This is a genomic window from Vibrio sp. V15_P4S5T153, from assembly GCF_963874485.1.
GTDB lineage: Bacteria > Pseudomonadota > Gammaproteobacteria > Enterobacterales > Vibrionaceae > Vibrio > Vibrio anguillarum.
The window spans coordinates 25,560-50,208 of the sequence record NZ_CAWNHR010000018.1; the positions used below are offsets into that span (position 1 = coordinate 25,560).

General features: G+C 46.8%; 30 protein-coding genes and 1 pseudogene. 1 reads left to right on the forward strand and 30 read right to left on the reverse strand.

From position 1 onward, the window contains the following. Positions 1-15 precede the first annotated feature (15 nt). The 30 genes and pseudogenes from AACT42_RS15630 to AACT42_RS15775 all read right to left on the reverse strand — a co-directional run bounded on the left by AACT42_RS15630 (position 16) and on the right by AACT42_RS15775 (position 23,430). A complete protein-coding gene (locus AACT42_RS15630) occupies positions 16-936 on the reverse strand; it encodes a hypothetical protein (RefSeq protein ID WP_094183024.1) in 921 nt (306 codons plus the stop codon). A gap of 34 nt (positions 937-970) precedes the next feature. Continuing rightward, positions 971-2,506 (reverse strand): PAAR-like domain-containing protein, encoded by a 1,536-nt coding sequence (locus AACT42_RS15635; RefSeq protein WP_254918671.1) that lies wholly within the window; start codon positions 2,504-2,506, stop codon positions 971-973. After that, complete coding sequence (locus AACT42_RS15640) at positions 2,499-3,545, reverse strand: DUF2169 family type VI secretion system accessory protein (RefSeq protein WP_094133853.1); 1,047 nt, start codon at positions 3,543-3,545, stop codon at positions 2,499-2,501. Before AACT42_RS15640 ends, AACT42_RS15635 begins: the two co-directional genes overlap by 8 nt. Then, a complete protein-coding gene (locus AACT42_RS15645) occupies positions 3,545-5,563 on the reverse strand; it encodes a type VI secretion system Vgr family protein (RefSeq protein ID WP_094183025.1) in 2,019 nt (672 codons plus the stop codon). The genes AACT42_RS15640 and AACT42_RS15645 overlap by 1 nt, the downstream gene beginning before the upstream one ends. 90 nt (positions 5,564-5,653) lie before the next feature. Further along, the gene (gene hcp-2, locus AACT42_RS15650; RefSeq protein ID WP_001142950.1) at positions 5,654-6,172 is read right to left on the reverse strand and encodes a type VI secretion system effector Hcp-2; all 519 of its coding nucleotides are present in this window, start codon (positions 6,170-6,172) and stop codon (positions 5,654-5,656) included. A gap of 444 nt (positions 6,173-6,616) precedes the next feature. Continuing rightward, positions 6,617-7,051, reverse strand: a complete 435-nt coding sequence (locus tag AACT42_RS15655; protein WP_000312686.1) for an aegerolysin family protein — start codon at positions 7,049-7,051, stop codon at positions 6,617-6,619. 242 nt (positions 7,052-7,293) lie between these two features. Beyond that, positions 7,294-8,769: an ATPase gene (locus AACT42_RS15660; RefSeq protein ID WP_094133131.1), complete on the reverse strand. Its 1,476-nt coding sequence runs from the start codon at positions 8,767-8,769 to the stop codon at positions 7,294-7,296. Next, positions 8,769-9,029 carry a hypothetical protein gene (locus AACT42_RS15665; protein WP_032479232.1) on the reverse strand — a complete coding sequence of 87 codons (261 nt, stop codon included), beginning with the start codon at positions 9,027-9,029 and terminating at the stop codon, positions 8,769-8,771. Before AACT42_RS15665 ends, AACT42_RS15660 begins: the two co-directional genes overlap by 1 nt. Positions 9,030-9,031: 2 nt before the next feature. Continuing rightward, on the reverse strand, positions 9,032-9,400 hold the full coding sequence (locus AACT42_RS15670) for a hypothetical protein (protein ID WP_094133132.1): 369 nt from the start codon (positions 9,398-9,400) through the stop codon (positions 9,032-9,034). Between the two features lie 3 nt (positions 9,401-9,403). Then, complete coding sequence (locus AACT42_RS15675; RefSeq protein ID WP_094133133.1) at positions 9,404-10,054, reverse strand: hypothetical protein; 651 nt, start codon at positions 10,052-10,054, stop codon at positions 9,404-9,406. Beyond that, positions 10,055-10,447 carry a hypothetical protein gene (locus AACT42_RS15680; RefSeq protein WP_094133134.1) on the reverse strand — a complete coding sequence of 131 codons (393 nt, stop codon included), beginning with the start codon at positions 10,445-10,447 and terminating at the stop codon, positions 10,055-10,057. It lies immediately after the preceding gene. After that, a complete protein-coding gene (locus tag AACT42_RS15685) occupies positions 10,437-10,619 on the reverse strand; it encodes a hypothetical protein (RefSeq protein ID WP_094133135.1) in 183 nt (60 codons plus the stop codon). The genes AACT42_RS15680 and AACT42_RS15685 overlap by 11 nt, the downstream gene beginning before the upstream one ends. 8 nt (positions 10,620-10,627) lie before the next feature. Then, the gene (locus AACT42_RS15690; protein WP_237666831.1) at positions 10,628-12,442 is read right to left on the reverse strand and encodes a phage tail tip fiber protein; all 1,815 of its coding nucleotides are present in this window, start codon (positions 12,440-12,442) and stop codon (positions 10,628-10,630) included. Next, positions 12,442-14,049, reverse strand: coding sequence for a hypothetical protein (locus tag AACT42_RS15695; RefSeq protein ID WP_094133136.1), 1,608 nt, complete (start codon positions 14,047-14,049; stop codon positions 12,442-12,444). Before AACT42_RS15695 ends, AACT42_RS15690 begins: the two co-directional genes overlap by 1 nt. A gap of 74 nt (positions 14,050-14,123) precedes the next feature. Next, positions 14,124-14,504 carry a hypothetical protein gene (locus AACT42_RS15700; RefSeq protein ID WP_094133137.1) on the reverse strand — a complete coding sequence of 127 codons (381 nt, stop codon included), beginning with the start codon at positions 14,502-14,504 and terminating at the stop codon, positions 14,124-14,126. An 8-nt stretch (positions 14,505-14,512) separates the two neighbouring features. After that, complete coding sequence (locus AACT42_RS15705; protein ID WP_094133138.1) at positions 14,513-15,262, reverse strand: hypothetical protein; 750 nt, start codon at positions 15,260-15,262, stop codon at positions 14,513-14,515. After that, positions 15,259-16,476: a hypothetical protein gene (locus AACT42_RS15710; protein ID WP_094133139.1), complete on the reverse strand. Its 1,218-nt coding sequence runs from the start codon at positions 16,474-16,476 to the stop codon at positions 15,259-15,261. Before AACT42_RS15710 ends, AACT42_RS15705 begins: the two co-directional genes overlap by 4 nt. Next, positions 16,476-17,105, reverse strand: a complete 630-nt coding sequence (locus AACT42_RS15715) for a phage adaptor protein (protein ID WP_094133140.1) — start codon at positions 17,103-17,105, stop codon at positions 16,476-16,478. Before AACT42_RS15715 ends, AACT42_RS15710 begins: the two co-directional genes overlap by 1 nt. After that, positions 17,105-17,704, reverse strand: a complete 600-nt coding sequence (locus AACT42_RS15720; protein WP_094133141.1) for a hypothetical protein — start codon at positions 17,702-17,704, stop codon at positions 17,105-17,107. Before AACT42_RS15720 ends, AACT42_RS15715 begins: the two co-directional genes overlap by 1 nt. Before the next feature lie 2 nt (positions 17,705-17,706). Next, positions 17,707-18,171 (reverse strand): hypothetical protein, encoded by a 465-nt coding sequence (locus AACT42_RS15725; RefSeq protein ID WP_094133142.1) that lies wholly within the window; start codon positions 18,169-18,171, stop codon positions 17,707-17,709. A gap of 57 nt (positions 18,172-18,228) precedes the next feature. Further along, positions 18,229-18,609 (reverse strand): hypothetical protein, encoded by a 381-nt coding sequence (locus AACT42_RS15730; RefSeq protein WP_094133143.1) that lies wholly within the window; start codon positions 18,607-18,609, stop codon positions 18,229-18,231. A 14-nt stretch (positions 18,610-18,623) separates the two neighbouring features. Further along, positions 18,624-19,829 (reverse strand): annotated as a pseudogene (locus AACT42_RS15735) (phage capsid family protein). Positions 19,830-19,891: 62 nt separating this feature from the next. Further along, positions 19,892-20,896, reverse strand: a complete 1,005-nt coding sequence (locus AACT42_RS15740) for an ATPase (RefSeq protein ID WP_094133144.1) — start codon at positions 20,894-20,896, stop codon at positions 19,892-19,894. Positions 20,897-21,013: 117 nt separating this feature from the next. After that, on the reverse strand, positions 21,014-21,274 hold the full coding sequence (locus tag AACT42_RS15745; RefSeq protein ID WP_094133156.1) for a hypothetical protein: 261 nt from the start codon (positions 21,272-21,274) through the stop codon (positions 21,014-21,016). An 11-nt stretch (positions 21,275-21,285) separates the two neighbouring features. Then, positions 21,286-21,864: a hypothetical protein gene (locus AACT42_RS15750; protein ID WP_094133145.1), complete on the reverse strand. Its 579-nt coding sequence runs from the start codon at positions 21,862-21,864 to the stop codon at positions 21,286-21,288. A 2-nt stretch (positions 21,865-21,866) separates the two neighbouring features. Next, on the reverse strand, positions 21,867-22,088 hold the full coding sequence (locus AACT42_RS15755) for a hypothetical protein (protein WP_000835321.1): 222 nt from the start codon (positions 22,086-22,088) through the stop codon (positions 21,867-21,869). Positions 22,089-22,182: 94 nt separating this feature from the next. Then, the gene (locus AACT42_RS15760; RefSeq protein WP_176429090.1) at positions 22,183-22,359 is read right to left on the reverse strand and encodes a hypothetical protein; all 177 of its coding nucleotides are present in this window, start codon (positions 22,357-22,359) and stop codon (positions 22,183-22,185) included. A gap of 4 nt (positions 22,360-22,363) precedes the next feature. Then, positions 22,364-22,522, reverse strand: coding sequence for a hypothetical protein (locus tag AACT42_RS15765; RefSeq protein ID WP_176429089.1), 159 nt, complete (start codon positions 22,520-22,522; stop codon positions 22,364-22,366). Between the two features lie 9 nt (positions 22,523-22,531). Continuing rightward, complete coding sequence (locus tag AACT42_RS15770; protein WP_094133146.1) at positions 22,532-23,050, reverse strand: glycoside hydrolase family 108 protein; 519 nt, start codon at positions 23,048-23,050, stop codon at positions 22,532-22,534. Between the two features lie 68 nt (positions 23,051-23,118). After that, positions 23,119-23,430 (reverse strand): phage holin family protein, encoded by a 312-nt coding sequence (locus AACT42_RS15775; RefSeq protein ID WP_094133147.1) that lies wholly within the window; start codon positions 23,428-23,430, stop codon positions 23,119-23,121. 478 nt (positions 23,431-23,908) lie between these two features. Here AACT42_RS15775 and AACT42_RS15780 point away from each other — a divergent pair, with 478 nt between their 5' ends. Then, a complete protein-coding gene (locus AACT42_RS15780; RefSeq protein WP_094133148.1) occupies positions 23,909-24,625 on the forward strand; it encodes a GntR family transcriptional regulator in 717 nt (238 codons plus the stop codon). Positions 24,626-24,649 lie beyond the last annotated feature (24 nt).

Genomic DNA, 24,649 nt, shown 5'->3' on the forward strand with positions numbered 1-24,649 from the left:
GTATTATCTGCCACGCTAGCTTAATCCGTGGTCGGCTTTCAGTTTGGCAACCACGCGCTCCAATAGCTCATCCTTCGGGAAAGGCGTAGCAGGTGGCATGGCGGCCAGCGGTTGTTGCATCAGCGGGTGTTCATAAACCTCGGGGTTCGGTAGCCCCATCTCTTCACGGATACGCAGCCACGTTAAGATTTCATACGGGAAGAACCAAAAATCACTGTCTCCAAAATCATTGATTTCATCATCATTTCGGTCTGACCGAGCTGTATCCATATGATAGCTAGCCATTTGATTAACCAGCACTTGCACTGTCTCGACATCCGTCGTATCCCATTGGGAAAGTACCGCATTGTATACGCCCATATCAGAAGGAATATCGCACCCTTCTAAATCTACCTCTACATTTTGCCAACGGCATATAAGTTGGAGCAGAAACCATGGGTGAGTATACCAATCAGAACCACCGTTTAAGAATGGCGTTTTAAGAGCTCCGACGACCACTTCTGAAGCTTCTGCGGCCTCTTTTTTATGTCCGGTGAGAATGAGGTAGCTAATCACGCGATAGGCATCCAAGAGCCAGATATCAGCGGCCTTTTTATCTTCAGTATGATAGTGAGCTGCAATTTCAGGGCCTAACACCAGCCACCAATAGCCAGCTTGCGCCGCTTGTGCAAGTGGCGCTACCTCTAAGTGCTGATTGCAGAGTGAGCGCATCATGCCTAGCGTAATAGGCAAATCCACTAATTCCTGTAACGATGCCCAGTAATAGCGGAGTGTGTGTGTTGCGTTGCCATTCAAATACGCTTGAAACTCATCGCGTAACTCTTCTACGTCTTCTTCGTGTGATTCCAGAAAAAAGCTTCCTGCAGTGAGGTTTTTTTGATCAATTTTTTTTGTTTCGGCTATCTTCTTTTTAAGTTTTCGTGCAATTTCTTTCATTATCATTCACCTTATTTTATATATTCTCAATGTGTTACCATTCTTTCTCTACGAGATTTTTACCCTTTTTCACTCGGCAGCGTTTTTTGTCATTAACCGGTGTATAGGCTTTCTTATCTTTATCGTCATCTGGCTCTAGAGGCACTTGATAATATTCAGACTTTACAGCCTCATCTCTAATAGCCTTTTTCATACTCTTTAATGTTTTTTTTATTTCCTTTCGCGTTTCTCCAGGCTGATTACTAAATTGCTTATAACGCCCTTTTCCTTTTAGTCCCTCTTGCATATGTTTGACCTGTTGTTTTAAATATTCTAAACCTCCTTTTCTCTGGTTCTTGCTCAGCCCTGCTTTATTAGATTTGGTCTCTGCCACTACCAGATTACCTGATTGATCCAACATGAGGTGATCAAGCCCATGGCCGCTGCCATTGGTCAGTACATCTGTGGCCTTTTTATCACCTATCATCAGGTTCTTGTAGCCTTTTGCTAACATATGTTGTTCCACAAGATGTTCAGCGCAGTCTCCACGCCGCTTGGTCACTTTTTTGCTACCTTTGACTTTTCCGCCGTCAGAGCCCTCTTCTTTCTTGGGTGAGGCGTCTTTCTCTTTTGACCCTTGATTTGAGGTTGCCTTGCTGCTCTTGGGGGCGTCTATTTTATCTACTTTCTTTTGCGCTTTGCCAATATCCCAAGCGGTTTCTATTACGTCATCGCCTTTCGTTACAATTTTAGTTGGGTTGGAGAGTATCGCGGCACCAGCCATGGCTAATTGTGCCGTTTCTTCTGGCACACCCATCATGTTCGCAGCCTTACCTACACCTTTCTCAAGCAATGTTTGTTGTGATTCACCTGACCAAGCTTGACTAAAACCTGACCACGCATTATCGCTGCCATTTGCAACCAGCAGAACTCCTCCCGCTGTCGTTGCTGGCTCAGGGAAGATAATGGCCGCTGCACCACTGACGATTTCAACAACCCCAAAAGCTCCGGTTACAAGCCCCTCCGTGCGCGCAACAATTTTGTATTCCTCATCAAGTTCAACCGCATAGTTGTACGCTTCGTTTAGTTTGTTAGACGCGGTCTCTAACGCATTCTCGAGGCGCTGGTTTAACTGTTCAAAAAAATCCAGTTCCTCTGTCTCTATGGGCTCAACGACACCCTCATCCTGAATATTGTCTGTAGGTGGTGGAGGGCAATGAACCAGTATGCCAATGGTGTTTTTGTTGTTCATGTAAAACTGATCGTTAACACGAATAACCGGGCTACCATTCACTTTAAATGAACTCGAGTGATCTTTAGGCTCTGCTTTGGCACCTTTCGTCCCCGATTTCACCCCTTTACCAGTACCTGCTTCATCCCCTTGGGTTTTTACACTGTCGGATGACAAAATAAAGGCAGGGTTACCGTTAAAGTAAACGTTTTGGCTTTCATTATTGGAACTGTTTAAAGCAATCGTAATCGGATAGGGGACGGGAACTTGGCTCGACCCGATAGGGGTTAAACACACATCGGGCGCCATTGATATGACTTTATAATCTCCGTCTTTACGAGCCGCAAATTGGTTAGCCATTCGCTTTCTCCTCGCCTTTTGAACGCAGTTGAATCGCTCTTATCTTCTTAGGCAACTCCTGCGCAGGCCAAACACCTTTCCAAATCGCGGTCAAAACACCGTTGTGAAGCCCTTGTTCGATATCAAAGTGCAAGGTATCTAGGTGACACTGTCCAACCCCTTTTTCTCCTCCCGCCAACTGAATTTCCCATAAAAACTGGTACTCTGGGACGGTGACAACCACCACGGGATGATGGGGATCTAAGTGAGTAAAGGTGATAGACTCCCCCCCTTTAAGAAAGGTCTTGGGACGCAGTCTTTCACAACCAGCGAGATAGTGTCTGCGATCAAAATCTTGCGGTAACAGTGGATGATGATTCTCTAACCAAACTTTATCGTAAGTACCTGCATAGGAGAGCCTCGGCTGCCAACTTCGATGGCAGATCCCAAAGCCAGCCGCTGGTTGTGGTTTTCTTGCCTGGGTCTCGTCGATACGATGATCAGCCCACTCAAGTTGATGAACATCTTGATTTTTGAGCGGCTCGCCAACGGGCAATAAACCTTTGCCGATAGGATTGAACTCGGAGACCGTATCCGTAGCTTCACAATAACCGCCAAACGCGTTTTCAAAACGAATAGGCACGTGGGTACACGGCTCAGCTTCTGAATACACGGGAACCATCAGAACTCGCTCCCAATGCCTAGGACCGTACACATTCAGCATTGCAGGAGGAAGGCCATCTAGATAAATGCCCGCAGTCCATTGAGGTAAAGGGACTTGGTTTGGCGCATACGCTGTGGCGTTCGCTGTAATGTCTGTTGTCGGTTTTAATGGAGAGAAATCAGACTCAACTCTTACACTACTTTCATTAGGCTCTCCAAAAAACGTGTCTTGCGCCAATATTGGTGCAGGGATTGGACCTGACAGCGTGACGGAATTGCTGGCATCGACACGAATATTAAATTGCCCTTTGATAAGGACGTTACCTAGCTTCGCCCCTTTAGGAGAAAGCGTGAGCCAATGCTGCACGGTAAACTGAGTATGGTTCTTTAGCTCCATTAGTTTACCTCAACAACCTTCGCATCAATTTCGACTTTATCCTGTCCCGAAATCGAGATTTTCTTTGCAGTCAATAAGATGGTACCGTCAGCATTCATCACCAATTTGCTGTCACCGCACACCACTTCATAGCGTTCACCCACAATGAGCTGGCGCAATATACCAACCTGCTCTGTGTAGGTCAGACCAACGCTGACGTTTTTTGACGCCCCAACCGTTTCTTGGTAGCCCGCTCCAATAGTAAGTGCTTTAGCGGCACCCACGGTTTCAGCTTTGGCGATCGCAGTGGTTTCTGCAGTATTCCCTTTGATCGTTACGACCTCGTTACCCCCGACGGTTTCCGTTCTGTCGTTACCAATCGTGATGGTCTCATTATTACCAACAGTTTCAGTTCTATTGTTTCCTATCGTAATGGTTTCATCGTGTCCGACATTCTCACTGCGATCATGCCCCACTTTGGTGGTCTCATCATTGTTAACTACATTGTTTTGGTCTTTTTGGGCATGAATAAAGATTTCTTCTTGGCCTGCTTGGTCTTCAAATCGAATTTCGTTAAAACCCTCACCCTGATGAGTATCTGTCCTAATGACAGTTCTGGTTTTGTTCGCGGGCAGCGGATATGGAGAGGTATTCGTCGCATGATAAGTCCGGCCAGTGATAATGGGCTGATCCGGGTCGCCATGCAGAAACGACACGATGACCTCATGGCCAATACGTGGAATAGCCATAAAACCATATTGAGCCCCAGCCCAGCCCTGAGATACACGAACCCAACATGAACTATGTTCGTTCTGCTTACTCTCTCTGTCCCATGGGAAATGAACTTTCACTCGACCATGTTCGTCACAGTAGATTTCTTCACCTGCTGGGCCAACCACCTTCGCTATCATTGGGCCATCAACCTGTGGCTTCGGCTGAGGTGTTGCACGCCACGTTTTATTAGCTGGTATAACGGTAAACTGGTTTGAATAGGTGGTGGCTCCATGGCCTCCATCCTCTTCTAGAGCTTGAGGTTGTGTACCTTGGTGAGTCACTTCAACCACGACCCAATCACGGTTGGCGCTCGCCTCTAGGTTGTCACTTAAATCAAACTTCGTACCAGCCCGAAGAGCGGGATGATTACTTTTTCCACTCCCCAAACTCGACTCTCGACGTAAGTACTCTAGACGAAGCTGGCTGAAAGCGCTCCCTGCACCATCATCCTTATATCGACCGGGGAAATCATAGTACTCATAACTGCTTTGTTGAAAGCTCAGATCGGAACCTGTTTTTTCTTGTAAGAAGCCATAATTGGGCTTCTTAAAACTGTAATCTTTAAATGTAAGATGGCTAGGCTCACTCTGATGTTCAATGAGAAACTGAGAAACAAAAGGATTGTCGGTTTGTCCCCCAGATAGACCGTTGTGAGGCACAAGCCCCGAATACTTAGAAATGAGTGTGTTGTCATCAAAAAAAATAACTGTGTGCTTTCCATCAGCCTGTTCAATGTAATAGGTGATACCTTCTTCTGCCGCTAAGCGATGAACAAATGCCAAGTCACTTTCTCGGTATTGCACACAAAACTCACGCTGGGAAAGGGTTCTTTTCAACGCAAAACTGAAGTCTATGACGCCCATTTCCTGCAAAATTTGGCTAATGATGTCTTGAACTGTTTTGAATTGGAAAATACGGCTATTGTGGCGAAGTGATAATCGCTCAAGGGCTGGTACTAAGACAAGTGAATACGAGGTATGGTGATGGCCGATATCACCTTGGGAGAATTGGCGAACAATGCCGTGGACATACTGCACTGCCTCGCCGTTACATTTCATGACCAGTTGGCCAGCTTTATCCACCACTTGTTGGGCTGTTATACTCGGTTGCCGACTGGCTAGCTCAATATTATAGCGAAAACCATAACAAGCTTGAGAAACATCAAAACGTGAATCCGAGAGAGATTCTTTGCCTTGGTAGCCTGTAACTACAAATGTTTCTTCAGGTAATCCATCAACGGTTAGGGTGAATGTTAACTTTGCCATCAACTGTGCCTTTTTTATATGGAAAATAAAGACCAGCTAGGCTGTTCCCAACCACGCTGGTCTGACCTAATCTTCACGCTGAGATGAGGATTACGCCTCGATTGGTTTACGCCAGTCGTCAGAGCCTGACGTGCCCGCATTAACGTGGTCCCAAGTGATTTTGCGGTAAGACAGAGACACAGTCACATTCTGAGTAAAGTCAGATTTTGCTGGGTCTTGGCAGTGTGGCATTTCACAGTGGATGTCTACGATAGATGCGTTTTCCAGCTTAGTAGTGAAGAAGTTTTCTTGTTTGCCTTCGATAGAGGTGCGGTACCACTTTAGCTCAACAGACTTCAACTTTTCACCAGACGATAATGCGTTGTATAGAAGTGGAACAGATTTATTCAAGCACACTGTAAATTTAAACGGTTTATGTACACGTTGACCTGACGGCTGGCCAGATTGTGGGTCCGTCGGTACCGTCACTACGTGGTCAAACTGCTGAACCAGCATCTCATCTTCATGGCCTTCAACGAATGAATCGCCGATAGAGTCAGCAGTACATGCACCTGCAGTGATAAGACCCTGAGTTTGGCCTTCGATAGAGATATAACATGGAGTTGGCATAGCTATTTCCTTTCTAAAAAATCATTAAATAAATGAAAGCGTTAACGCGCTCTGCGCACCGTCGCGATAGAAAGAGCAAGTGGGATGCCAACTTTCACACCATTCAAAATCAATAAGTTATAGAAATAACCCCATCAACAAAGCAAAAAGTTGCCCAACGCTGAGCAAGATCTTGCTTAGCAGGCAAAAAATCACTCGGTTAAGTGAGTAACTGAACCTGTTTTTACTGCACGTGGACAACCCGACATGTAGTAGAAAGTGTGAAGAAGTGGCATGCTGGAAAATAACTATTCAGAAGAGTTGCCATAGATGAGATTAAATCAATGTGAGCAACAAAAGCCTTTGTTTTGTTGTCTCAATTTCGGAGAGGAAGTGCGATAAGCTCAAGCATCCTTCTTAATGTGATGCTTGGGCTTTTTCTATCAATTACTAAAAAGTCCGGTATTAAATTTTGGTCGTTTGAATGATGACAGTGCCGAGCGCGCCGGAGTCTAAATTTGCGCCTGTTTGAGACGTGATGTACTTATTCAATGGAGGCTGAGGGCCTGATGGCGTCCAAGTTGAAGTGTTTGTTTTACTTCCCCAAGGGCAATCCCAAGAATAAGTCCCAACATGTGTTGAACCGTCGTATAGTTCGAATGAGCCTTCTGTACCTGATGACGCATCCGAGCGACCACAAGCATTAATCGAGAACGATGTGCCTCTTTCAATAATGTGTCCATCTATCGCACTAGGCTCATATTCGTTATCTTTGCTACCACCAGCAGCACCGATCTGTTTTGAGTCATAAAACTTGCCCCAAGAATGACTCACATTTTTCAGCGTCACATCATAGTTGGTTGCATAAATCGTAATTGTTACCCATTGTGCATATGCCATGAGAGTTACCTTTCCATTTGACGTTTAAGTTTTTATGTTTATCCAAAAGATAAACTTTGTGCTGTACTCGCTTCAGTATGTAGCAACGAGCACTTCACTAAACAATCTAGTCCGTTTCTCTCATTATTCTCGTTATCTTTATTTTTCTGTTGTCACTAACACAACCTTTATGAAACCAAGTGCAATCATGTTAAAAGTTAATAATCCTTCAATCTGCAACCTGAATTTAAAAAACTGAAATTCTAAAACTTCAACTCTCCATTCGGCGTAGTATTCCACTCATGGCGGTTCAGTAGACTGTGGCTGCCATACTTCATCGCATCTCTATTGTCGGTTGGCTGAGCAGCACCATACCCCCCTGAATCCTCATAAATTTTTTGAGATTGCTGGCTTTGGCGTAATCGTTCTAACTGTTGCTGCTTCTTCAATTCGGCTTCGTGATTCGCCTTTATTGTCAGAACTCGCTGATAGTTATGCTCCAACGCTTCGGGTGTCAGTTCTGTGAGATTCATGGATTGACTGAGCTCATTGATGAATTGGCGCTTTTGTGGGTCTTCGCCTGCCCATTTCTGCGCGGCATTTCCGACTTCACGATTGGATTGATTCTCACCTAATCGTCCATACACTTGATTAATCATCGATTTTCTTTCATCAAAGCGAGCATTAACCACGGAAATTTGCTCTGGTGTGGGTTCCAACAAGTCATTCAGCGCTGCAGTACGGTCTTTTTCAAGCTCTGTCACTGCTTCACGCCACTGCTTATCGATCTCAGTGCGTGATTTAGCATCGCCCACATTGAACAAATTCGCGTAGTGATCATTGGTAAAAAACTGCTTAGCCATATGGATTTGGCCTGTTACGTCTTTCATTAACGCATCGAGCGGGATCACTTTTATGGCCTCTTGGCTACCTGCCAAACGGCTTTCGGTTACTGGCGCGGTTTTGGTCGTACCGTCCTCATACGTCACTTTCAAACCGACCACCACACCCGGCTGATCGCCTTCGCGATTTGGGTCAATATCGGCAACAAAATCATGACGCAGATACTCTTTATCCTTAATCACCTTACCCGATTCAGGATCTTTATCGCCAATCCCTTGCTTCACATTGCGCTCAAGCAACACGCCCATCGATTTTGTGAATTGCGAATCTTTGTATGAAATTGAGCCATCAAGCACTTTAGGCATGGTTGATTCAATATCAAAAGCCGCCTGAACGACACGAGGCGTGTATCGGCGTGGGTCGTAAGCACTGCCCTTAATGTGTTCCTGCTCAAATAACGGATCAAGTTCACCGGTTTCCATATAGCGCTTGAGGCCAGATTGGATAAGCGGCAAATTCTCCTGCATGTAAGTCATTTTCTTTTGCTGATTGAGTTGGTACTGACTCAGTTCCTTGGCACTCTTATGCGCATCAATCTGAACGTCCAGTAACCGATTACGCTGAGCGCGATCCTCACCTTCTCGTTTCAGGTTATCTTGATAACGCTGCTCTTCCTTTTCCGTCTGAGCATTACGATACTCAATACCATCTTGATAACGCTTATCATTTTTTGCTTCAATTTGGGAGAGTCTAGCCTGACCATCTTGATAGCGCTGCTCTTCTCGCGCATCAAGCTTATCACGGCGTTCATTATCCGCCTGACGCTGGTAGTAACCTTCTGCGACCTGAAATCCGCGAATTGCACCATCAATGGCGCTGCGTGTATCTAACTGCATTAGAAAAGCTCCCCTAGAATTAACCCTGCTGCTGCACCAATCGCCGCGCCCATAGGACCACCGACGGAACCCGCTTGCATCCCCGCCATCATGCCCATGCCTGCTCCCGTCGTCACACTGGATAAACGCTTGGTACGCTCCGCTTCCTTGAGGCTCTGATTGGCTTGCTCGCGTTGCTCTTCACGCTGGGCAGACTCTTGCATTCCTGCCAGCGCACGTTTACGGGTATCCGCACCCAAACTCAATAAACTGTATCCCATAACTACCCCACACTAAGCTGTGATAATTTACCTTTCGCTCCGCCACTGAGCACACTCATCGCACGCTCTTGCTCATTCTCACGTAGGCTATTCTTCGTGGTGACATTCGCTAGAGATAACCTTGCTTGATCGTTTGGGTTTGCTTCCGCCTTAACGCCAAAACGCGCCATTTGGTTAGCATTAGCCAGCGTGGCACTCTTTTGAGCGCTAGCAAAGTTCTCATCCACTCGACCAAGCTGTTGCTTAAGCAGCTCGCCGTTTTGCGTTTGCTCTAAAAGCTGCTTCTGCTGCGGATAAAATCGCTCTAACCAGTCTTGATACATAGCATTAGTAATATTGGCAAAATTATTTGCCGCAATTCCTGAACTCATCGCTTACCCTCTGTTGAGTACATAGTTATGATCCATGCCCGCCTGACCTTTCAGCGTCTTGGTATCGACATTCACAAAGCTCGTATCTGGCTTGGCACGGTTCATGTACATGCTGGTTCCAATCCCCGCTAACGTCCCTACAGCCTGAGCATTCGCGCTACGTCGATTAAACGCCGTAGCGGCATCCTCTGTCGCTTTTTTCAAAGAGAGCCGCGCCGTATCTTCCATGCCCACCAAGCCCTCGGCTTTCTGGCCAGCACCCACTGCGACCACATCTTGCTTACCCACCACATACTTATCCTGCTCATTCACCTGAGCGCGGTTTGCCGTATCACCCTGAGCAAGTGTTTGGTCAGTGGCGAGGCTGCTTAAGGTCGCATTAAACTTGCCAGAACTTGGATCAACACCGGAGGCCACAAGGTTCTCTGCGGTCGCCTCTCGCGCTTTGCCGTACTCACGGTTATAGCTCAAGTCTGCCGCCTGCTTAACATCGCCCATGCTCGCGTCTGAATTAAAGTTATTGACGCGCTTAATGAAGATATCTTCAAACTCCTTTAACTCACTGTTGTAAAGCTTCCACTCTTTTACCGCAACTTGCGATGCCGCAATTTCTGCGGCGGTTTCTTTTACCCCGTTATCTTTTTTTCCACCCATTTAAACTAACTCCTTTCGCCATCGAGTTACATTGCCGATTTGTTCCACTTTTACATACCCTAGTCGGGCGCATAATGCCTCAAACCCACCGACTAACGCGGTTTCAAACTCAATATACTTTGCGCCAATCGCACGGCTTAACGTTTCAATGATCGGCTGATATTTTACGGTGCAACCGTGGCTAAATGAGCACGCAAACACCACACATACCTTATCGCCATCGAAAGGGCGTAAAGCAAAAAAACCCTCCTCTGAGAGAAACAAAAACGCCTTACCCGAAAGCAAGGCGCGATCCACATCCTCTACAAAATCATGCTGGTTTTTTTGAGCGGCAGATTGGATAATTGGCAATAAACTATCACGCCATTTATCGTAAGATTGATTATAAATCAAACACGACTTCTCCGTTTACAATACGTGCTTCGGCATTGATTTCAGAGTGAGCAAAACCGATAGATATGCCGAGAGATTCAAAAAATTTCTGGTACGGCTCTGCTTCAAAATCCAGTGAAAACGTCACTTGCAATACCTTTCCTGTCGCTAAATTGTAGATGTATATATACATACAAACACTTACCTTAGACTTAGGAGCGTTATTACAGAAAGTTCAACTCCAAAATTAGGCGAAGTAGGGAGATCTGTAATAACCTCCGCATTCAATCCTAAGAATGAAGAATCAATAGATAACGCCGCTGTAAAACAATATGAGAACTCTGAACGTAATAAGTGTTTACGTTCATAAATGACAGCACCATCATTCACACGCTTAACTCGAAAAGTTGCAGCGTAAGAGCTAGGAGCGCTGTTGTGAGTCGGCCAGACGAAAGAATTGAATGTAATTACTGCCCTGCCGGAAATCTTAGTATTCAAATTTAAGAACACACGATTTGATGTTCTTGTATCAGCACTATGTACGCTAGTTGCAGCACCGCTTGCTAACTGCAAGCTACCGATGTAGCCCTCTGGCACAATGAGTCGATTCGTCTTTAACGTACCATCGTTATAAATGAACGTATGATACCCCTCATAATCCCCCCCAATACCGAATCCAGCATCACCACCTCGCAGTTGACCTGTATTGATTATAGGAGATGAAATTTCAATTCCAGCTTTCACCGCATCCGCAACAATACTTTGAGCTTGCAATATTTGTATTGTTGCACTCTCAATTAATGCTTTTGGAATAACTACTCGCCCCTTATCAATAGAAAAAGTAGGCACAAGAGCACTTGGCTTATTCGGATCGTAGACAAAAAACTGACTGGCACTTACAGCGATTTGACTTGAACCATCAGACTTTGCAATTAAGCCAATCCCCGCTTTAATATTTCCCGCCTGTGCTTTTAGCGACCACATCGCTTGGAATGCAGAACTGCCATCGCTATTAATCTTAGCAATCGCTTTTGAGTTATTTGCTACCGATGCTTTTGCACCGTCAACATTGGCTTCTAGATTATTGACTCGCTCCGACATTGCATAATTTGCATTTGCTACCGTTTGATGAAGCTCAGACAAAAGAGCATTCGTCGTTTTATCTGCCGTCTCAAAATCCGAGGTTAACCGCAAAATTTTCTGTGCCAACGCCTGAGTCGCGTCAGACGACACTTTAGAGACTTCAACAATCTTGGCATTGGTCGAAACTGTCTGCGCCAAGTCTCTCGAAATATAAGCCGCATTAAGCTGTTTAATCTGCAATGCCAGCACCTGACTGACATTTTGCAAAATAGTCTCGATACGGCCAATCAGCTTACCTGATTCCGCCATTTCCTTATCAAGCGCCGCCAATTCTTCATCAAGCGAATCGAGAGCATCTTGCGCGGCCTTATTATCAATCTCTTTTTGCATGTGTTGGATAAGCTCAGAGCTTTTTAACTGCTCCGCTAACTCATCCACCACACCGGCAATATCTTGTGAGGTTTCCGCCGCGACCCCATTCACATCATGGTAAGGACCCGCTAAATCATTCGTATTAACAAAGCGCACCCAATAGAAGTAATGGCTACCCAAATTGACGACATCAGAAAACACATTCGCAGGCGTCGTCGCTATCAATACCGCTTGAGAAAAGTCATTTGTGCCCGCTCGCCACACCTCGGCATACGCAAAGCCTTTAAAGCGTGGAGTATCCCACTGCACCAAAATGGCAGAGAACCCGCCAAACGCCTCAACGTTATTCGGCGCGTGAGGCGGCTCAACAACACTATCACCGGCATTACTCCCACCGCCGACGATAACCTTATTCATCGTGCCTTTAATCGCCGCCACATCTTTTTCAGTCACAGCGCGATAACGGCCATTGCCTCGCTGCCCTGTTAAAATCTCAACGTTTTCATATAACGCATCGAGAGAGCGCCCAGCTCGAAATGGACTTTTAGTATTGCCCGCCATCAGTACAACTCCGAAACCGTATCCGCCAGAATAATCCGCTCAACCTTCACCGAACCGGTCACTTTAACTTGCCACTGAAAAGCGCGCACTGGCGGCAAACGAACTGGCTGATTAGTTAGCTCACCAAACGTCAAAGAGTAAATCTCCACATCATCGGCAATAAAGCTCACCGCCAACAATTCAGGCGCTGGGCATTGAATACGCGCACAAGTCACTAACGCACTGTGCGGTACAATGAATTTCTTACTCATCCACTCCATAGCAATCACATCAGAACCATTACGCCACTGAGAAAGCTGTTTGCCCTTCGCTACATACAGTGCATCTTTGTGCAAGTAATGGTAAGCCGCCGCCCAACGATGACTGATCCGCGTAAAAGATTGGCTAACCAAATCAAAAATAAAACCGCCGCCTTCACATTGCGCCACGTATTGCCCTTCCACTGCCCACGCCTTAATGGTTTCAGGCTTGAAAGATTGCCAAGTGACTCGATCAATAATCGCATCAGACAACACGAACGTATTCGACGACGAAATAGCCACTAGGCCATCCGGTGAGGCGTAAATTGCCGTACCATTAATCACCACCATTGATGCTGCACTCACACAAGCCTGCTCAATATTCAGACGCATCCCTGTGATCATGCTAGGCGTCACACCGGAAAAGAGATAAGGCTTGCCCTTCGTGGCCACGACTAACGAGGTTTCAATCGGCGCAATCGCCACAATGTCATCATCGGTGATACCACGGTTACTCTTGCTCCACGCATAGGGCAAATAGGCTTCGGAAAACATCACCTCATTTCCCGCAAACCCCGCACAAATCCCGTTGGCCATTGCACACAAACCTTGCAAATTAGCATCGGGCATATCGTATTCCCACGTTTCAAGCGAAGGACCATTGATATTACGGGCAGCATCGATGTATTGCGTCTGACTAATTGGCAGCTCCGCTACCAATAAAAAATCCCCCTCACCACTGGAAGACACCGAACGGTACAAGCGGGTATGGGTCACATTGTGGGTATTCGCAGAGAGCGGCGCGAGCTGAATCGTCACTGTTGAACCCGGCTTTTCAATCAATACCGATTGGCTCGCCTCACCCGGTGCGCCCTCTTCCCCAAATCGCGTCACATAGGTTTGAATGTATAGGCGATCTTCATCATCGTAAGCGGGTAACTCACCCTCTGGCGGATTCTCGCCGGTCGAGGCATCCACCTTCGTCACAACCGGCTTACCAAGAGGTCTTGGCACCCCCAAGTCATACCACGCCGCAGGCATAACCCCTTGTGTCACAGCAATATCTTGCGCGGTCACTTTCGGCTTATCTTGTCCAGTCCAATACACCCGCTGATAAGGATCTTGCGCCATCGGATTGGCAATCACACTCACCGGCTTAGAAAACGTAAACCAATGCGTATGCGCATAGAGAAAGAGCGTTTTTGGCGAATCAATTGGCAATAGCACATCCGCCAGATCACTTTTCATCGGTGCAACCACACCGCGCTCATAAGTACAATTGAGCGCAAAGGCCGCTGCCTCATTAGGCAGCAAATGTGGCTCAAGGCGAGGCATTTCGCCTTTCATCGTAGCGATTTCAATGCGCATAATTCACATCCTAAAAAAATAGGGAAGCAGCCATTTAATGGCTGCTTCCCTATGACTGTTTCGTTATAGATTTTTTAAAAAGTAAACTCGCTCACTTGTTCGATGGACTCAAGCCGCATCAATTCAACTTCGCGTTGATTAGACCATTGTCTAATAGCTTCCTTTAACTGATAAATATCAGTAACCGTTTCATAGCCTACAATGCCAAGAGCTTCACGCTCTCTAGCTCGCTCTAAACGCCATTCAAGCAAATTAATTCTGCGTTCAGCTTCTGCCTTGATTGCTAGAATTTTTTCAGCTTTTAAGATTGTTAGGTCTGTTTCTAGCTCAGATTCGCTGCTAAAAATGAACTCTTCATAAGCATTGCCAACGGTTGTTGCTATTACTTTTCGACAACGCTGTCCCGGCGCAGGTATTCCATCAACCCACGTTTCGTTTTGCCATATCTCTAACATACTAACCTCTACCTAACTCTGATGATTTGATAAGCGACGTAGACCACTGAATTGTTGCTATCTGAATATCCATAGATTTTAACGGGGAGTCCCAGTGCTCCATCGAGATGCTGCAAGGGATTCATAGCATCGCTCGCAGCTAGGCTTGCGGAGTTGCTGTATGCTCTACCGCCGACTCTAAATGAATTATTAACGCCGAATAGGTAATTATTTGATTGCCCTCGGTCAGTTATCGTAAAGTTAAAAACACCACGTCCAAGGTCGATTTTTTTACCGATGCCGGAGTTTGTTTCAAGTAAAGTGATTCTGATGAAGCTATCTGATGACGGAGGAGTTATTATAAACGGAGCTGATAATTTGACAGTTCTGCTAGTTAAATTAACGACACCAATGATTTCTTCATGACCGTACTTATCGCCCCCCGACTGAGCTGCTGCTATAACTCTGTTTGCTTCACTAGTTACATGTGACTTCACATCATTCTTAGCTGTTTGAGTAGTCGAGTTAACTTCGTCACGACTGACTTCAACTGCCGCTGTAATTGCTGTGGCTTGCGAGTCGATTGCACTTAGTGTTCTATCTGTTTCTTGAGTGATGTGAGATGCTACACCACTTGATGCACCACTTACATGTACGTTTATTTCGTCAGCTTTAGCCGCGATTTCTGCAATTACCGCTTGCGTCTGTGTATCAATTTTTATCTGAGTTTCAGCCGCTTTTCGCTGTACCTCGTTAAGAATTACTGGCTCTAAGCTCATTCGGTTGTTACTCCTATGCTTACTAAACGCCCGTCAGTGTATGTATAGGTGGTTGTCTTAGTAGCACCGTTTCTTATGCTGATGGTTTGTGTGAGTACGTTGTCCGTATACGTGTAAGTGATAACCTCTTGGCCGTCACCGTGCTCAATTACCTGCTGCGTTAACCTACCGTTTTCATACGCAAAAGTACTTGCGCTTAACTCGAGCGCAAGGGTATCGACTTTCTTTGCGAGTCGATTATCCACTTGCTGCTGACTGTACACACTCAGGTTTGTTCGGGCATCGGTTGCAGAAGCTAGATCAGATAAGTTAGCTTCTTTGAGTAACGACCCACCTGTCGCTGACTCTACTAAGTTTTCAGCTCGCTTTGCTTGCTCTGTGGCAATGACAGCTTGCTCTGTTGCGACCTCCGCGTTTTGCGCAGTCTGCGATGCTAGCTGCTCAACGAGCATAGATTTCTCAGAGACAAGCTGTGCATTTTCATCAACGCTCAATTTTGCCGCCGAAACCGCACTTCGATCTTGTGATGTGACGGTCGCATCTTGCTCAGCCTGCGAGGCTTTTTGCGTTGCCGTCTGAGCCGCTTGCTGTGCCAAGTGCCGTTCTTCGCGTGTAACAACAGCATCCTGAGCTGTCTTTTCAGCAGCAATGATTGCCATTTCAGCATTGTCAGTTGCAACTTGTGCATATTGGTTGGAGATTTCTGCATTATCTGTTGTAATTTTCTGAGGGCTTATCCAAGCCTGACCATTCCAAAACTTTTGCTCACCTACATTGTTGCCGTAATCATGAAAATATGTCGCGCCTATTATTAAAGGTTTTCCTTGATTATCCAGCGTCGGCTCTTCATTTTTAGGACCAAGAAATCGACTGTCAAAAACATTGAAAACCTGTTGAGATTCATTAAGTGATTGATGAGCGTTTTCGGCAGCATTTGATGCAGTTACAGCACTCTGAGCGGAGCTATCTCGATATTCTTTCCACAATGCTAAATGCGTTAGCTCTTCTGTTTTTAATTGGGCTTGCTGTGATAATTGAGCAGATAAAGACGCACTTTCAGCATGTTGACTAGCAACTTCAATAATTTTATTGGATTCGTCTACATTGCTTTTGAGTTCAAAAAGTGCCTGAGTGTACTTTTCTAATAATTCAGCTCCAACTTTAGTCTGCGCATCAACGCTCTGAACCAGATCTTGAACCGTAGGCTCACTCATTACCGTGCCACCTCGCTTTGTTTAATCATCTGCACAATGAACTGATCGGATGAAGATTTCTCACCCAGCGCCGTCGCAAAGGCTTGCAAATGCAGTTGAGCGCGCTGCGAATCAGAAGGGTTCATACTGTCTTTGTTGTAGGCGCGGTACATCACATAGTCCGATACCACACCTTCATAAATTTCAGTGATCGGAAAATCATCACTCTCGGCGTCCACCTTCATCGCGCTGGAATACACAATCTCAACAGTCGCGGTAGACTCAGGGGCAGGAAACAAAAACAGCGTTTTTTCATCGAGTTCATTACGAGTCCAGCACGTTGGCTCACCGGTCATTGTGCGCCAGTTCGGATAAAGCTGATTAAGCTTATTAATATCCACGTACTGCGCCGCCATCAGATTGATATGATTGACGGCCAACACCTTGTATAAATCCACAGGTAAACCCACGGTAAAGCTATCAACATCGATCGTCACCGTTTTGCGCGTCAAGTCTGGACGCCGCAACACAATCGCCGCAATCGCATCATTCAAAAAATCGATAAGCTCAGGGCGCGACCAACGAACATTACTCGCATCGATCAGATCACGCGAAATCCGGTCAATGATGGTTTTGATAGAGGTAGGCATCAGAAAAACTCTCGCTGACGAATGGGATTAGAAAACGACTGAACCTCACCTGATTCGAGGCTAAAGCGCTTAGCTTTACGTAGCGCATCCATAAACCATGCGCGATACTCATTACCCAGCTTCGGGTTATGCCAATCGCTATCCGGTTGCAACATCAAAATATGCGCTGCGCCATAGCAGACCGCTTGGCAATACTCATCAAAAAGCACTTTAGGTAAGGTTTTGGAGTGAAGCTGCGGCTCAACAGAACAATGCACCGAGACACGCTGACAATCCGTTAAGAACATCAACACATCACGGTTCATTTGGCGGTAGTTCACACCCTTTATCAGTGCCGCGCCTTCATTATCGAGAACCGCCATAACTTCACTGGCCAAGTAACTGCCTTTGCCGGGTTCGTTCAAATCGGAACTACCGACCACCGCAATCACATTCTCAGCCTTCACACCTTCAAGCTTACGCTCATAGCGCACAAGACCACTTTCTCGGCAAAACTCTTGCCCAGCTTGCAGCAAAGCACTGTGCAGTAATGGCGCAAGTGCGACATTGACCAATTGCCGAAGGGTAGGCACAAACTGTTCGATAGCGACGGTTTCCATAATCACTCCGCGAGGTTTGCCGGTTCACTCTCTTCACTCATGCGACGCAGATAATCGCGCACTCTTACTCGAAACTCTGTCACCTCTTCCTGCGCGCCTTTGGGTGCTATATCGAGCTCATTAGCAGCGATCAGCGTCTTTAACTTGGCTGAGTTGAGCTTATCGAGATCCAACTCCTCACCATTTAGCATGACAACCATGGAAGCCGCTTTTTGCTCAGCCGCTTGCATCACTTCTTGCGCTGCCCTTTGATGAGCGATCGCTTGGGCCTTTTCATCAAGAAGCTTCAGATGATCCTCTAACTCCTCTTCCGTTATCCATACGCTCGGAAAATCCAGTAGCTGATAAGCCAAATCTTGTTCAACCAACACCGGCTTATGGCGCGGAAACACCAGCCTAGAGCCAGCGACCGTATCTTTTTTCTTTGGCTTAGGCCCGATATAGACCACAGCAATTTTATGCGTCATCACTCTCTCCCAAAAATCAAAGGAGGCTCCTTGCCTCCCTCTCTACAGTGGCTGGGCTTAATACCCAACGTTGACGTACTCCGGCAAGATGAGAAGCTCGCCTGTGGCGACACCACCTTTAATGGTGACGTTCAGGATGCCCTTTTCTTTGAGGTACACGGGTTTGATCGGGATCTGCTTGGCGACTTTATTGGCGACCGCTTCCCCAAGCGCTAAGGCGATATCGTTGACTTTGATATCGACGCTGACCGAGGCTCCAAGCCCATTGGTCACCAGACGTACCCCCGTCAGCTTTAAACCAATCGGCAGCTCCAAGACAGCGAATACCGTGCCGATAGGCGTGTTTTTGGCACTGAGTTTTCCTTCTTCAAGTGATAAATTGCCGTGCGCCCCAACGTAGACACGGTTGTTAAAGGTTTCACTTTGTCGATGAGTCATTCACGTTTACTCCACTACAGGTTCACAGCCGTATCGAGCGCAATCACCCCGTGATCGTTCACGCGACCCGTTTTGTCTTTAAAGCGAATTTTCTTGGAGCCATTCATCCAATACACCGTGACTTCGGTACGGTTACCCGCATCCACATCTTCTTCGTGATATCGGAAGGATTGGCCACCTTGCGTTTTTCCCCACGCGTATGCCAACGCCTGCCCACCCAGTAACATGGCGCGATCTATGGTGGTCGCCGCATTGACTTGACGCACACTGGCTGCTTTATCGTTATTGGAAATCGAGACAACAGAACCAGGATTAAAACGGATTGGCATGCCTTTGTATTTGCGCACCAAGATATTGCCCCGCATCAGACAATCGCCACGAAACACCGGATGATTAAAGTTACGCGAGCGGGAAATCGCATTCGCAGTGAGGTTTTGCCAATCTTTACCTGAGGTTGAGGTATAGAAGTCACTCCATTGACGTGGGGTAACACTCAGTAAATAGAAGGGCTCATCGCCCGCCATCTTGTCGTCATTAAAACGGATTGGCTGTAGTGGATGAGGCATCTCTTCAAGGTAGAGACCGATATTATCCAATGTTTCAATCGAGAAAATATCCGCCGCATCGAGCCCTTCAAAGGAGGTTGCATCGCCCCCAAAGAAGTGACGATCATACGTTGGCGGCAAGACATCATTGACCATGATCTCGGCAAACTCAGTATCACTTTCTAAAGGCACAATGATGTCATCGGTCGCATAATCCCCCCGCGCTCCGGCAAGGTGCACTGTCGTAACCTGATCTTGCAGCGTATTCACGTAATCTGGCAGTAAAGCTCGAGTGAGTTTACGCAGTGGATGGCGAGTCTTTTGCTGCGTCATCTTACCGCCAGAATCCACTTGATGGCGGCCTTGGTTGATTTTCAGTGAGAAGTCCGCAAACTCTAAACTTTCACCCCGTCCGGCAATTCGGCGATCGCCCATGGTCGGCTTTTTCGTCAAACCATGCACAATCTGCATTTCTACCTCATCCCCTGCCGATTTACTTAAGTCGGCGCAGCGTACAATGGGAGCATGGGGTGAGGTTTGCTCATTGCCTTTTTTATTACTGGTGACACTCTACGGCGCATCTTCGGTCAACATGTTGGTAAACGAGCGATTGCGCAGGGTCGCTTTGAACAGCGCGGTTTCCTGTAACTTCACGCCGTCAGTAATGGTCGTCATACTTTCACTCCAATAAAAAAGCCCCTGCGTGTCAGCTGAGGCTCGGTGTTTGAAAAACGGGTTTAGAATCCAGCGTTATAAAGCAGTTGCTCGATTTGCGTTTCACTAAGTGAGTCAAACAATTTACCCAGCTCTTCGTGGTTAGCACTCTGTACCCGGTTCATCAGATCGGAATCACCCGCACGATGAGTATTGCCAAGCTCACTGGGTGACGCAGGCAAAGCGTTTTTCGCTTTACTGCTTGCTTCTTGCGCCGCGCTCAGAGCCTCTTGGGCTGACAATTTTGGCTCATCACCAAACGCCTGTCGTACCCGCTTACTTACCTCTTGAAATCGCTCGGCGTAACTTCGATTCGCCCATTCAGAACTTGAGGCTAAATGGTCATCAATTTGCTGCGCGGCATTCCAACGCGCCCCACCTTCACTCATCCACGACTGCAAATCTGCGTTCGCTTGCAGCGCCGTCGTCAACTCAGCGTTGTCGACTGGCGCGGCGCTTTCAGTCACCGGTGGTGTGGTCGAGGCCGCCACCGTGCCACTGGAAACCAACGCCTCAATTTTGTTATTCATAGCCAAAAAGAAAGGGGCGAGCTCGGGGTAATCCTCCTGCAACGCGGCAAGTTTTTTTTCATCAATGGTGACATCTTCCGGTAAGTCAGCCGGCGCCACGCCCAATTCCTCGAGTTGTTTATTACGCACATCAATCATGCGCTGCGCTTTTTCAAGCTGCGCTGAATGCGCTTTTAACTCTTCAAGTTCTTGGCGAAGCTGAGCTTTTTCTTGCCGCTCTCGCTCGAGCACCTCCATCGGGATAATGTGCTTTTGGTCTTTGGCAAGAATACCGTCTGGCTTTGCGTTAGGCTCTGCAGTTGGCGAGGCTGCATCGGTATCGCCGTCTAAACCTTCCACGCTTTGCGATTGTGAAGAGGGAGCAAGGTGCTCGTCAGCACCTTGTTCCTTCTCAACTGTTGGGCGACTTTCTTCCGCTTCCATCGATTCCAGCAAAGCTTCCAGCTCTTCCAATGTTTCATTACCAGTGACGGCAATCGTGTCTTGATGGGTATTCATGGTGACTCCTTTGATTAGACGTGTCGCTGTCTGTGCGGTTAAGCGCTCTCGAAAAAACGCTTAGCGACAAAAACAACAAAGCCGAGCACTAGGCTCGGCATTGAATATTCATGGGGACTATTGCTCGCTGGACTCGAAATACTGGCAAACCTGCATGGCGGCAGCGTAATCACAGATCATGCTGGCGTGACTTTGTGTGGCCAGTGCGGTGATAATGGCGCTCGCCTCCAGTTCGACAGCTTGGCTCGCCTGACGCATCAGCACCTCCTTTTCCGTATTCAAAAACACCGCCAGTTTATAGCCCTGAACCTCAACCGCATCAGGAAATCGGGATTTAAAGCGCATTTGCCACTCGGGCATCGAAAGAAAAGCATACATCTGATAGAGGCTCACACACATCTCCACATCGCTTTGGTATGGTTGATAATGGTCAGCGAATTGCCGTTATCTGGCTGGCTTCTTTGAATGGCACTCTCTTTCTGATCCAAGGGATACACCGCCCCTTGAATGATGAGCTCGCGGATCTGCCCTCTTGTGAAAAGTGATGTGGTCCAAGAGCGCATCATACGAGTGACGGTGAGCGGCGTTTGAATACCTTCACGGCTGACTTTCCATTCGCCATCAACCCCAATTGAGGCCACTGACCCCACCCGTTTCAGCCGGTAATGATGAGGCTTAGACGCATCAAACTGATTGGTCAACCAAGAGACAATTGCGCCACCGATATAGCACTGGATCCCACTGCCACCTTGAAGCAATCGAAAGAAGTTATCGACCGTCTCTCCAGAAAAGAGCGCTTGAAAACTGTCGTTTCTTAACCCTTCGGCCTCAATAGAAATATCAAAATCACCATTGAAAACCATAGGTTTATCCAATACGGCATATTGCGTTAAACCATCAAAATATGGGGCGTAGCGTTCGCGGCTCACCAAGACTCGGCGTACCCAAAGTGGCTGTTGATCGACCATGCTTACACCAAGGAAAAGTGGGCATTATTTGGAACAAGGTACCCGCTACGCAAGATCACCAGCTCATAGTGACCTGTCGCAGTAAAGGTTTGTGCGGTGATCCGCTCACCATCGAGCTCATATTGCAGCTCGACGGAGCCACCCACCTCAGCTTTTACCAATAACGAACGAAACGGCTTGGATTTATCCACCAATACCGTAAGTTCATGCGCGATACTTTTCATCAATACTCCCGCTTACAACGACTCTAATTCCGCTTTAAATGCGGCAAGCTTTTCTGCCGAAGCTCGGTCAAGGCAAAGTCCGCCATCAGCGAGCTCAATCACGGTCAGGTTGGTTGGCCACATCGGCGAAGGTTTTCTCACTACGCTGCACGAGACCACCATTAGCAATATGCTCACTAGGAGAATCGGTTGCCGCTTGTTTACGCGACCGATTAATCGAATCCAACATCGCATTTAGTAGCCTCATCAATAGGGATAACAACTCGTTCATGATGTCACTCGATACATTCCATCACTTCACACACCGCCTGTGACAGCAGCGATTGAAACTCCGGCGATATCTGGTAGCCCAATGACAGCATCAATGCCGCCAATAACGCCACCAGCGCACGGATCACTTTGCGGTTTTTAAAAATAAGACCTAGCTTATCCATAAGTTCCCCTTAAAGGTCATTGTCCATTGCGGCGAACAGCAGACACTGCGCGATTCGGCGCATCCACCCTCGCCCGTATTCGTTGAAGGTCGAGACTTTGGTGTAAAGCGTGATGCGATAAGCGATGTAGCGCATCAGTAGATCATTGAGATCCATCGTTTGTGTCGCCAACAGCGTCTTCGGGCCGATAATGCCATCAGGCTTTTCACCCACTGCGTTTTGCAGCATTTTCACGGCACGATGCCAACCATGCTGCACCGCAGCATCAAAGAGTTGGTATTGCATCGCCGGACGAAAATACGCCATACCGAACGCTTGCCACCAATCCTCAAAGTAAATCGCCTTCACCTGCTCGTAGGAGAGGCTTCTGATATCAAGATGTGGGTAAGTCATCGCGGCAATGCCACGATTGGTGCCCTTCAGCTCACCAACGCCGACACGTCCTCCAGTCCAGTTTCCGCGATCTTTGGGGTCACATTGAAAGCCGCCTTCGTGGGGCATTAGACGTTCAAACACCACATCAAACATGACTTTTCTCCAATAAAAAGCCCCCACATCCAACCAAGCATGTGAGGGCAATACAAAGCATTCGGCGTTTAAGGCTGATTTGAGATAGAGCTAATAAATTTGCGCTCAAAAATGGCAAGGATCCGCGAGCCAGCGTAACCACTGATACCACAAGCAAACCCCGCCAATTCTTGCGGCCATTCAAAGTACATTGCGGCCAAAGCACACAATGCGCCCGCAAATCCAGAGACGATGATTTGCATCAGCGCTTCTACCAAACGAAAGGGACGATTCTTTTTGCGAATATCGATGATGTAAGTCACCAGCCCTCCCCAAATCGCCATCAGCGCAAGGCCTATGGATTGGAGTTGGGTCCAGCTCTCCGGCTCTTTCAATGGCATCTCAACTCCCAGCAGCCAATAAAAAACCCCGCCAATGACAGGGCTCAGAAACAAAAAAAGCCGCCCGGAGGCAGCTTTGGTATTGTTGGAAAATCTACCGCAAGTTGGTTGGGAATTCAACTGTTGAAGATGAGGAAATGAATTTAGGGAAGTAACTCGGGAAGTCTCGTTTTTAGCGCGTCTCTGGACAATTCTGAGTTACGAGCCGTAGAGCACTCTGATTTTTCGGATGACTTCCAGTATCACAATTATGCGACCAGCCTACGTGCAACTAGCCAAGTCTCCTTATCCACTGCGGTGGCTACGATCTTAGTTATGCCCGCGATTCACTAGCATGAGTGCAGGCAAACACCTCTAGTAAATAGGCAGTTCATCATGAGCTGCCTATTTGATCTAAATCTCTATTTTAGGCTTGCTTCATGGAGAAAGTAGCCCAGATGCGTTAAATTATAATGAACCGCCAAACATTAAGCGTTCCATGAAAAAGTACCAAGAACTTGTTCAAGATATAATCAGTAAGATTTGCCAAAATATTATTGATGTAAAATTACCTTCAGAAAGAGAATTAGCTGAAAAATATGACATTTCCCGTTTCTCGGTGAGAAAGGCAATGTCTAAACTTGAAGCAATTGGTATGGTTAAATCCAAAGCTGGCTCGGGGTATTATGTAAACACCTCGAGTATAGATTCACCATTAATATACAACTCAGTAACTGAGAATAAATTTGGTGAAATTTCTTATAAGAAAATAAAATTGAATAAGAGATTACCAACCATACATGAAATGCAAGTATTCTCAATTGAAGAAGATGAATATATTTGGAATGTGAAACGCTTAAGGTTAATTCAAGGAAAAGTCACCCAGATTGAAGAGGCGAGGCTGCCCGTGAAATTATTCCCAGTGGTGAACGATAATATTATCGAAAGCTCTCTTCAGAAGCATGCACTTTCGTTGGGGTTGGAAATCGACAGCTACCTCACGACCTACCAAGCGATCAGTGTTTCAAAGGAAGATGCAGATTTATTGGGATGTAAGCGCTCTAGTTCAGCAATGAACATCACCAATCGTGGCTTTCTCACTTCTGGTGAGGTGTTTGTCGTCAGTGACATCATTGATATCAACTACCAGTGTACTTACCACTCCAAGTTTAACCCAGAGAGTTTAAATTACCGAGATCAAAACGACCGCGATTAGCGGTCGTTTTTCTATTTAAATGAA